The organism is Methylomagnum sp., from assembly GCF_054333355.1.
The window spans coordinates 1-10,471 of record NZ_JBTEKS010000131.1; the positions used below are offsets into that span (position 1 = coordinate 1).

The 10,471-nt window shown below is 64.1% G+C and carries 8 protein-coding genes; all 8 read right to left on the reverse strand.

The annotated features are described in order from the left end of the window. A partial coding sequence (locus tag ACXWUF_RS11585) for a methyl-accepting chemotaxis protein (RefSeq protein ID WP_458494839.1) occupies positions 1 to 1,897 on the reverse strand: 1,897 nt, incomplete at its 3' end. Positions 1,898 to 1,968: 71 nt separating this feature from the next. Beyond that, positions 1,969 to 2,427: a chemotaxis protein CheW gene (locus ACXWUF_RS11590; RefSeq protein WP_458494840.1), complete on the reverse strand. Its 459-nt coding sequence runs from the start codon at positions 2,425 to 2,427 to the stop codon at positions 1,969 to 1,971. Further along, on the reverse strand, positions 2,424 to 2,879 hold the full coding sequence (locus ACXWUF_RS11595; RefSeq protein ID WP_458494841.1) for a hypothetical protein: 456 nt from the start codon (positions 2,877 to 2,879) through the stop codon (positions 2,424 to 2,426). The genes ACXWUF_RS11590 and ACXWUF_RS11595 overlap by 4 nt, the downstream gene beginning before the upstream one ends. Then, on the reverse strand, positions 2,879 to 6,304 hold the full coding sequence (locus tag ACXWUF_RS11600) for a hybrid sensor histidine kinase/response regulator (protein WP_458494842.1): 3,426 nt from the start codon (positions 6,302 to 6,304) through the stop codon (positions 2,879 to 2,881). Before ACXWUF_RS11600 ends, ACXWUF_RS11595 begins: the two co-directional genes overlap by 1 nt. A gap of 37 nt (positions 6,305 to 6,341) precedes the next feature. Next, entirely contained in the window at positions 6,342 to 6,905 is a 564-nt protein-coding gene (locus tag ACXWUF_RS11605) for a chemotaxis protein CheW (RefSeq protein ID WP_458494843.1), read from the reverse strand. A 42-nt stretch (positions 6,906 to 6,947) separates the two neighbouring features. Continuing rightward, positions 6,948 to 7,310 (reverse strand): response regulator, encoded by a 363-nt coding sequence (locus ACXWUF_RS11610; protein ID WP_458494844.1) that lies wholly within the window; start codon positions 7,308 to 7,310, stop codon positions 6,948 to 6,950. 376 nt (positions 7,311 to 7,686) lie between these two features. After that, positions 7,687 to 8,784: a response regulator gene (locus ACXWUF_RS11615; protein WP_458494845.1), complete on the reverse strand. Its 1,098-nt coding sequence runs from the start codon at positions 8,782 to 8,784 to the stop codon at positions 7,687 to 7,689. 316 nt (positions 8,785 to 9,100) lie between these two features. Beyond that, positions 9,101 to 10,471, reverse strand: a 1,371-nt coding sequence (locus tag ACXWUF_RS11620; RefSeq protein WP_458494846.1) for an alginate export family protein, incomplete at its 5' end; no start/stop codon positions are given.

Here is a 10,471-nt window from a genome sequence, read left to right on the forward strand (position 1 = left end):
CGATCTTCGAGGTGGCCTCGCGGGCGTTCTCGGCCAGCCTTTGCACTTCGTTCGCCACCACCGCGAAGCCGCGCCCCGCCTCACCGGCGGAGGCCGCGTGCATGGAGGCGTTGAGGGCGAGGATGTGGGTGCGCTCGGCGATGCTGTTGATGAGGCTGACCACGCCGCCGATTTCCTGGGAGCGCTCGCCCAGCCGCTTGATGCGCTTTTCCGTCTCGCGGATGGTGTCGCGGATGGCGGTGATGCCCTGGACCGTCCCCAACACCGTGTCCTGCGCCCGTTCGGTGTTCTTGATGGCTTTTTCCGCCGCCTCGTTGCAGGCCGACGCCAAGCGGGCGATTTCCTGCATGACCTCGGAGGCCCGGCTCAGTTCGGCGGTGGCCTGTTCCACCTCGCGCTTGTCCTCCGTCGCCACCTGGATCACGGTATCGGACTGGGTTTTAACCAACTGCGAGACGTTGGCGACGCTCCGGGCGATGTCGGTCACCCGGTTCAATACCTTGGCGGTCTCGCCGGAAAGCAGGTTCAAGGCGTCCGCCACCGGGCCGGTCACGTCCTCGGCCACCGGCACCCTGACCGTCAGGTCCCTCTGGGCCAGCTGGGCCACGGCCTGGAGCAACTCGATGATGGAGTTGTTGAGGGCGTCGTTCTCCCGTTGAATCTTGGCGCTGACCGCCTCCCGCTGGTCCACCATCATGTCGAACTGGCGCCCCAGGGCACCGATTTCGTCGAAGCTTTCCAGGTGGGCGCGCACCGTGCTGTCGCCGGAGGCCAGTTTATCCATGACGCCCACCAGATGGCCGATGGGGTTGGTGATGGAACGGCTGATATAGAAAGCGATCAGGGCGCCCACCAGGAACACGGCCAGGATGACGCCAGAAATGGTGATCTGGGCTTGTCGTGCCGAGGCCACGCGTTGCGCCAACAGCTCGTCAAGGGAGAGCGAGCCCGCGTCCAACAGCTTGAATGCTTCGTTGATGGCCTGGGTGTATTGGGTGTAATAGTCGGTGGAGGAAAAATTCGGATTGTCGGCGCCGATGATTTCGGTTTGCGAGAGGTCAAGCACCTTGTCGCCCATGCCGATGGCGCTGGCGGTCAGAGCATCCAGGCTGGCCTTAAGCTGTGGGGAGGCCACGCCTGCCTTTTCCAGGTCGCGCTGCAAGGCGGTCAGACGGTCTCTGGCGAGGTTGGTCATCGTGCCCAGCTTGGTGCGGTCTTGCAGGGTCACGGCGTTGGCTGACGCGGCGGGTCCCGTTCCCTGCTTGGCGGCTTTGGCGAGCAGACCGGTACCCCAGCCACGGGCCTGACCCAGATATTCGGTGAGGGAGGGGCCGTCGGACAGAATCGCTTGGATCAGGAAGTAGGATTCCGCTGCCGGGTCCAGGGACAACCCGTAATAGTCCACCACCCGATCCAGGGCGTCGAGCATCTGGGTGATGAGTTGGGTATGGGCGTCGAAGTTCTTGGGTGCGGCGACCGAGCGGGACACCACGGCCTGGGAGATTTGCGGCCAGCTCTTCTGGACGTCCAGCCAGAGTTTCCGCAGGTCCTCGTCCTGAATCGACGCGGCCATGGCGCTGAAGGCCGCGATGTGCTGGTCGGCGAGGTCGCGGGTGGTCTTTTCTTCGCCGGCCAGCGCCTCGTTGCCGTTTAAGAGGCCGGTGGAAGAACCGCGATGCCTGGGCAACACCTGCACCAGGGCCAGCAGTTCCTTGACGGGCGCGAGGCCGTCGCGCTCGAGTACGGAGGCGTTGATGGATTCCTGCTCGGCTTTGAAGAAGTAGTAGAACGGCACGGCCACCAGCATGGCGGCGACCACACCCAGAATGGCGAATTTTTGCCAAAGCAGAAGCCTGCTGAACAGGCTGGCGCTGACTTGTCGTTGTTGTGTAGCCATAGTTTTTGCTTCTCGGTTCGTGAGAGAAAGGGAACTACCAGGGTCGCGTCAATTCCAAGGCCACCCCACCTTCAGGAAGAAAGCAGCCGGTCCAGCCGCAGGATCGGCACCGCCGAACGCGGTCCCTCCGGCTGGAAGCAGGCGCTGGCGTAGGGTCGCCAGACCTCCAACCAAGAGGGAAAGGCGCAGGCTTGTTCGTCGGCCACCTCAGAGCGCCAGGGAATGGCTTCCAGCCGCAGGGCGCCGTATTCGAAATGGTCGGTGGCGACCGGCTGGTAGGCCACGATGCCGATCACTCCGTCTTTGGCAATCGGCCCCGGACTCCAGCCCGGCACCCCGAAGCGCGCCCTTAAGTCCATGAGCGGCACGATCCGGTCTTGCCACATCACGACATGTCGGCAATGGGCCGGCGCACGGGGCACGTCGAACAGGACGGGGCGGTCGAGCAGGATGTGGACGAGTTCGAATTCGCCCACGGCGGCGGACATGGCCTTGGTGATGGGAAGCATCCAGGCGGTGGCCCTGCTCATGTCGCCAGCCTCCCCAGCCAACGCTCCAAGGCGTGGGCGGAGCTGACGCACAGGACTTCGCCGTCCCAGAGCGCCAGCCCCAGCAATGGCGACGGCTGGCGGTCCATGCAGGGCGGCACCGGATGCAGCGTCAGCCGGCTCCGCTCCGCCACCCACACCCGCTCGCACAATACGCCGAAGGCGCGTTGCCGATGCCGCATCAGGACGGCGACCCTTTGGGGTTCGGGCCGGGCCGGAAGCAACTCGAAATCCGGGGACAGGGCGTACACCGGCCACTCCGCCCCCGCTTGGTCGAACCGCCCCACCGCGCCGGACTTTCCGGCGGGGGCCATGTCGATGACGGGTTCCAGGGCGTGGATGTCGCCTTGGGGGATCAGCCAGTGGGTTCCGCCCAGGTCCAGGCACACGAAGTCGCCGGTGGGGCCGATTTCCTCCAAGCCGCGCCTCGCCATCAGGCCCGTCCCTTCCGCACCCGGCTGGCGGTGCCTTCCATCAGGTCGCGCATCGTCGCCAGCAGATCCTCATCCTTGACCGGCTTGGTGAAATAGCCGTCGATGCCGGCCTGTTCGGCCAGTTGGCGGTGCTTCTGGGTGGTCCGCGACGTCACCATCAAGACCGGCAAATCCTTGAGTCCTGGCCGGGCGCGGATGTGGGAGGTCAGTTCGATGCCGTTCATGCGGGGCATTTCCAGGTCGGTCAACACGATGTCCGGCTTGGTGTGCGCCAACAGTTCCGCCGCTTCCAGGCCATCGCGGGCGGCCCGCACCCGGAATCCGGCGTCCTCCAGCAGTTGTTCCAGGGCGCGGCGCTGGCTGAGGGAGTCGTCCACCACCAACGCGGTCGGCAGCCTCGGCTCTTCGTCCACCACCTTCACTGCGACGGATGGCCCGGCCAGCGTCCGGTGGGGAGCGTGTTCCGTCAGCCGCAGCAGCGCCGGAATGTCCAGCACCGGCGTGACTGAGCCGTCACCCAGGATGGTGGCACCGATCAGTCCCGGAATCTTGGGGATGTAATGGCCGAAGTTCTTAATCACGATGTCCCGGCTGTCGGTGATGCTGTCCACCAGGACCGCCGTGGCCGCGTCGCCATGCTGCACCAACAGCACGGCACCGTGGATAGTCTCGCCGCGCCGCCGGTCCTCCACATGCAGGAGGTCTTTGAGCCGCGCCACCGGATACAACGCCTCGCCCAACAACAGCACCTGGCCATGGCCCAAGTCGCGCAATTCGCCGTCGCCGGAATAAATGATCTGCATCAGCCCCTTGTTGGCTATCGCCACCCGGTGCGGACCGGCATAGGCCAGCAGTGCGTGGGAACGGCTCAGGGGCAGGGGCACCTTCATCTCGATATTGAGGCCCCGGCCCGGCGTGGAGTACAGGGCCAGCGTCCCGCCCATGGCGGCGATGCGGGCCTGGACCACGTCCATGCCTACGCCGCGCCCGGAGGTTTGGGTCGATTGGGTGCGGGTGGAGAAGTTCGGGCGCAGGATCAGTCGTTCCAGTTCCGCGTCGGGGACTTCCTGGCCGGGGCGCAAGAGTCCCCGGCTCTCGCCGGTGGCGCGGATGGCGGCAAGGTTCAGGCCGCGCCCGTCGTCGCGGCAATGGACCACGATGCTGTTGCCTTCCCGGTCGAACTCGAAGGTCAGATGGCCCGTGCGGGGTTTGCCTAGGGCCACGCGCTCGTCCTCGTCTTCCAGGCCGTGATCGACCGCGTTGCGCAGGATATGCATGAGCGGATCGACCAAGGCGTTGAGCGTGTCGCCGTCGATGGGGAGGCTCTCGCCGGTCAAGGCCAGTTCGGCCTGCTTCCCGGTCAGGCGGCAGGTCTGCCGGAGGCTCCGTTGCAGGCGCGGCGCGATGGAGGCGATGGGCACCAGGCGGGTCTGCATGACCGCTTCCTGGGTGTCGATGACCAGGTGTTGCTGGTATTCCAGCACCTCGCCCAGGTGTTCCAGTTCCTTTTTGATGTCCAGCCCGGTCTGGCGGGCATCGACCGTCGCCTCGACCATGCGGCGGCTGACGGTGTATAGCTCGTTGTATTGATCCATTTCCAGGGAATCGAAACCGGCCTTCGCGGTGCCGAAGCGGCCCGTCATGTCCTTGACATCGATCATCTGCTCCAACTCGGCCCCCAGTTGCCGCAGCAGGCCGAACTGCGTCTCCATGCTTTGCAGTTGGTTGGTGAGGCGGCGCAGGCGTTCCTGGGCCTGGCTGTTGAGGATGATGCTTTCGCCGGACAGCCGGAACAGATACTCGATCCGGTCGGTGGGTACCCGGATCATGGGCGTCTGGGCCGCTGGTTCCGAGTCCGCCGGACCACCCGCCTCGTCGGCGGCATCCGCCCGGCTTGGCTCGGAAGTCTCGGGCGGTTCGGATGACTGGGCGGGGCGGCGGGGCGGCGGGGCTTCCTGGTCCGTGGCCGGGAGGCCTTCCCGGTCGATCCGGTTGGCCCAGTCCATGATTCCCTGCAACACGTCTTGAGCCTCGCCGGGCGGGTCGCCCAGTCCCAGCAGCGCCTCGCTCATGCCTTCCAGGCAGTCGGCGGCGTCGATGATGGAATCCAGCAGGACAGTGCCGGGGGTTTTGTGTTCCTTGGCGCAGACCAGCAGGATGTCTTCCAGGTGGTGGGTCAACACCGCGATGCCCCGGATGCCCACGGTATTGGCGGCCCCTTTGAGGGTGTGCGCGACGCGCTGGGCGATTTCGATGTCCGCCTGACCGCCGCCGGACCGCAGCCGCAGCAGGGCCGTGGAAAGCTGCTCGGTATAGCCGGGCAGGTCGTGCAACAGCAGTTCCAGCAATTCCCGGTTCACGTCGCCGGGCAGCGCCAGGGAGACATCCTCGGCCTTGGCCTCCTGCGGGCGGACCGGCTCCGGCTGGTTGCCCACGGTCATATCGCTGGTCCGCATGAGATTCAGGATCGCCGCGCCTTCCTCGGCCAGCAGCGGTTTCGGCCAGCCCTCATCACTCAGGGAGGCCAACATGGCTTGTCCCGCCGCCTCGTTGTCGAAGTCCGGCAGATAGGCCTTGACCTGGGCCAACCATCGCCCCAATAGGACGGGGGCCTTGTCGTCGAAGGGAGCCTGCCCATAGCGGTAGCACTCGATACTGGAACCGACTTGCACACAGGCCTTGGTCAGTCCCTCGAAGCCCACCGTCTTGCTGGCGCGGGCGAAGCGCTCCAGGCTTTCTTCGATGCGTTCCAGACCTTCCCCGAATGCGGCGGGATTTTCCAGCAGGGCACTCAGCGCCATCTCCACCGCGCCCGCCGCCAGCAGCAGCAGCTCGATGAGTTCGCGCACCGCCCGCGGCCGCGCCGACAGGTCTATCCGGGGCGCGGCGCAGACTGGCTCAATGGGCGCAGATGGCGTGGAAGCTTTTTCGGGGGGTGCGGGGGACAGGGCCAGGGTGGATTCCACCGCTGCGACCGTTGGTTCGGACTCAGCCGTTGCGGCCGCCGGTTCGGACTCGGCCAGTTCATCGCCTCCCCAGGCCCGCAAGCCCTCTTCGAGCATGGTGAATTCCTCGTCGGCGAGGGGCAGGCTCCACTCCGGGCGGCGCAGGAACTCGAGGATGTCCCCGGTGGCTGCGCCGGGCGATTGCAGGTAGTTCTCGATCAGCCCCGGCCAGCCGTCGAGCAGGGCCGACAGGTCGGGTCTGGACGCCGCCAGCGGTCCCGACGGCATCTCGTTCAGGGCTTCCATCAGCAGCAGGCAGGCATCCTGCAACCCGCGCAGATCGTCGAAAGCGGCTTGGTCGGCCAAGCGCTCCAATTTATCGACATGATCCTGCACGGTGCGGGCCTGCCCAAGGGTTGCCTGATCCGCTTCGACAGGCGGCACCGGCTCGTCCGACGGGTATAAAAGCTGTTGGGTCATAGGGCTGTCACTTCGGTTGGAGGGCCGACAGGCACCGTCATCCGCCATGTCCCGTGGCGATTTGGTGCCCAAGCTGCTTGAACAATGCCTCGAACTGGACCTTGAGCCAGATTTGGTTGCGGTGCAGATGCGCCGCCAGGACGAAGGCTTGCAACGCGGCGGGCAAGGGCGGCAATTGCGCCAGCGGTGCCGCCAGGCTGCCCATGACTTCGGGAAGGCCATCGACCCACAGGGCCACGGACTTTTCCTCGCGGCCAATGACGAACAAAGAGCGCTTCCTAGGGTCGGTCGGCTCATTGTCCAGCCACAGCCGCAAATCGAAGGCCGGCGCCAAGTTGCCGCGCAAGTCCAACAGGCCACTGAACCAGGCCGGGGCATTGGGGATCGGGTTGACCTGGGTTTTCCCGAGCACCTCGCAAGAGGTGTCGGCTTCCACCAGAAAGCCCAGGCTTCCCACGCGGAAACCGAACAGGGCCTCCTCCCGCGCCAGCGGGGCGGTGCTTCCCACCTCGATGGCATGGGGCCGGACGCGGGTCAGGGCCTCGGAGGGGGTGAGCCAATTCGCTTCACCCGGCTTGACGGTTTCGACGGGGGTGTCCATGGGCTTGCGTCATGCGGATGGGGGGTACGGGGTATCGCCGCGCTAGACCGATGCCAGGCGGTCCAGGATTTCGCGCCGGTCGTAGGGCTTGCCGATCAGGTCGCGGGCGCCCTGCATTTGCGCCCAGACCCGGTCCGCCTTTTGGTTCTTGGTGCTGACGAAGAACACCGGGATGTGCTTGGTGTCGGAATCGTCCCGCAGGGTGCGGCAGGCCGCGAATCCGTCCATGCCGGGCATGACGATGTCCAGGAAGATGGCATCGGGCTTTTCCGATTTAGCTTTTTGCACGGCCTCCGCGCCGTCGGTGGCGACGATCAGCAAGCAGTTGGAGTCCTGCAAGGCGTTCTTCAGGTTCATGAGGTCGGTTTGTGAATCATCGCAGATTAAGACTTTACGGATAGCCATGGGAATACCCTTTTAAATGAATGAAATTCGCCCAGAAAGGAAGTGTATGCCGGTAGCGGGAAAATGCCTGGGTTTATAGCACTTGTAACCATGCCGAAAGTTGATTGGCAAGCCTTTCAGTCCTCCTTTTGAATGGGTTTTTAGTGAAGTTCCTTGCTAATCGGGTAATTTTTAACGCGGCCATGTCCTTGGATTTTGGGAGCGTTTACGCCAAGCCCTCAGCATTGGCATGGTTATTACCTTACGACAATCCCTGGCAAGCCTCTGGATTTAAATATTCGCTTGGCTGAATCGCAAGATTTCGATAGGCCGAACCCGCTCGGCAAAATCATATCCATGGAGCCGCAACCGACCCTTCATGTTGGCCTTTGCTTGATTATTGGGGCTTATACTCCCTCAACCAAGCCAGTATCCGCGAGGCGAGCTTTTTGAATTCTTCCGGTTGAATGGGTTTGGTGACATAGGTGGTGCATCCCGCCATGACCCCCTTCACCTCGTCCAACGGAGAGGTTTTTCCCGTCACCATAATGATAGGCGTTTTTTTATATCCTGGAACTTTGCGCAGCTTGGAGCAGGTTTCATAGCCATCCATACCGGGCATCATTACATCCAAAAACACTAGGTCGTAGGGTGTGGCCACAGCCTTCTCCAATGCTTGCTCGCCACTGTCGGCAAAATGGATCGCCGTGATTTGATCCAGCGTCGCCAAGTTCAATTCGATGGACTTTTGCATGGCGGCGCTATCATCCACCACCAGCGCACGGTAGCCGGAGGCGACTTCCGGCATTGGAGCGACCGCGGGCGGCGGGGATTGTGATGGGGTGGTCGGCGCCTGAGGGGGTGTATCCGCCGGGCGCGGGCGTTCTTCCGCCAAGGCGCGATGCGCCACTGCCGACGGCGGGGTTGCCTCGATGAGGGAAAGGGGACGAGCCTCCTGTGCCGGGCCAGATTCTGCGCTAACGGAGCGGGCGGCGGGCTGGGCGGGCGCCGCTTGCGGTCCACGGACGGGAATCTTATCGAACACGCCCAACACCCGGGTGGCCATCAACATGCCCCGAATGTGGTGGGCGAGGTGCTCGCTCAGGGGGCCGCGGCTGACCGCAACCACTGGAATATCGCGCCCCCCGTCAAGGATCGCGGCCTTTTCCATCAAAGCGGCGGGGTTGTCGTAATTCACCAGAAGGATGTCCGCCTCTGGGGCTTTCCCGGCGAGGCGGGGAATCGCGATGTAGCGGCGCGTTTCGGGCGCGAGCTGAAAAATCTTTTTTAACCTATCTTCATCCGCCGCCTCGAATCCCAGCAGCAACACGGACACATAACGCTGTTCATGATCGCCGAGGTGCCTGCTCAATGATGAAACTTCGCCTATCATGAGACGCACCTCATAATCAACGCCGCCCCCAAATAAAGATGGCTTATTCCTGACGCAACTGTTTTCATAATTGTGATAAGTCAGTGAATCGTATGCCCACAAGTATAGTGGACTATGGCCCAGTTTCCCCGCGACGGGGCGGGAACCGGCTTTGATTTTTGGTGAGATTGGGGTGGCGCCCGTCCGGCGGCGGTCAGGCGCGGGCGTGTTAAAAAAAGAGGGCGGCAAGCCGCCCTTGAATGAATGGCCTCGCAGCCCTGGTGAGACGGCGCGAAAACTGACTGCTTTAAACGGCCATCACTTGGCAATTGAAGGCAGCAAAACCACAAGACTCGGATCAACCAAGCCCGGAATAGCGACAAGGCTTTACTCATCGGGCTTGCCTGTGGCGAATCCCGGACTCAGGATTGGCATTCGGTTAGAACGACAGGGTGAACTCGGCGAAGCCGTAGTCGGCGTCGTTCTTGAGGGCGTAGGCGCTGCGGGTCACGTCGGAGCCGAAGGCGTGGGCGTAGTACAGGTTGTAGGACAGGTTCTTAGTGATGTTGTGGGTGAAGCCCACGTCCACCAACTGGCCCACCGCGTTGCTGCCCCCGGAGGCCCGCCCGAAGTAGCCGAAGGAGCCGCTCCGCGAGGTGGCCCCCGAGCCGCCGTAGAACAGGTCGGCGGAGTCGCTCAGGGCCAGGTGGTGGAAATCGACGCTGAGCTTGGTGGCGGCGGTGGGCGCGATGGACACTTGCGCGAAGGCGTCCTGGATGTTCATCAGGTTGAAGAACGGGAACTTGGCGTACAGCCGCACCGTGGGCATGACCTGGAAGAAGGTGTTGTGGCTGCCGTCCTTGGCGTTGTCGTCGCCGGAGCTGCGGAAATAGCCGACCCGCAGCCAGGGCTTCATGGACACGTCGGTGAACTGGTAGCCCAACTCGCCCGTCGCGGCCCACGCGCTGTGGTTCAGGTTGCCCCAGTCGCCGAACTGGTAGGCGCCCCACACCATGCCGTCCAACGCGCCGGGGCCGAGCCTCTGCACCGTGAGGAGGTGCGTGCCGATGGTGCTGAGCGCCAGGGCGTCCTGGCTCAGCTTGGGGCGGGCGGGAAGCGGGCGGTTGTCGGTGGGCTGCGCGTCGCGGTCGTCGCCGTAGTAGAGGTAGAACAGCCGCGCCTCGGTGTCCGGCAGGAGCGCCCCCTTCTTGCTGGTGATGGCCCCGTAGGCCAGGTCGATGTGGCTGATTTCGTCGGTGGCGTGGATGTTGAAGCCGCCCTGGGTCGGATGGGTGGCGGTCAGGGTCACGTTCAGGGCCGGGTCGTCGTAGCTCAGCGCGAAGCCGTCGAAGTTGCGGGTCGCGTGGGTGAAGTCGAAGGGTCCGAGCAAGCGCTGGGAGACGCGGGTGGTCTTGAGGGCGTCGAACTTGGCGTCGCCGGTCCTGTATTCCAGCCCGTCGGAAATCTCGAACCGCCCGCCCTGGAAATACGTGTTCTTCAGACCCACCATGGGTTGCAGCTTGAATTTCACGAACGCCTGCTTGAGGTGGACGCTGCCCGGATTGGGGCTGCCGTTGTCCTTGTAATACGCCCCGCCCAGCCCCAGCGGGCCGACGGGCGGCCCGGCGAAGGCGCCCTCGGGCAGGCCATACAGGCCCGTGTACTCGCCCTGCACCAGGCCATCCGCCCACGGCGTGGTCATGGCGACCCCCAGCCGGGCGCGGAGCGCCCCGAAGACATAGTCGTTCTCGTTGCCGGTCACGCCCTTGGCCGGATTCGGGGCGGGCTGGAAGAAGTCGAAGCCCTCCAG

Excerpts from the sequence above, each read along its gene's own strand:
- ACXWUF_RS11590 (WP_458494840.1), bottom strand. The coding sequence starts at position 2,427 with ATGAGCAGGGCCACCGCCTGGATGCTTCCCATCACCAAGGCCATGTCC.
- ACXWUF_RS11595 (WP_458494841.1), bottom strand. The coding sequence starts at position 2,879 with ATGGCGAGGCGCGGCTTGGAGGAAATCGGCCCCACCGGCGACTTCGTG.
- ACXWUF_RS11600 (WP_458494842.1), bottom strand. The coding sequence starts at position 6,304 with ATGACCCAACAGCTTTTATACCCGTCGGACGAGCCGGTGCCGCCTGTC.
- ACXWUF_RS11605 (WP_458494843.1), bottom strand. The coding sequence starts at position 6,905 with ATGGACACCCCCGTCGAAACCGTCAAGCCGGGTGAAGCGAATTGGCTC.
- ACXWUF_RS11610 (WP_458494844.1), bottom strand. The coding sequence starts at position 7,310 with ATGGCTATCCGTAAAGTCTTAATCTGCGATGATTCACAAACCGACCTC.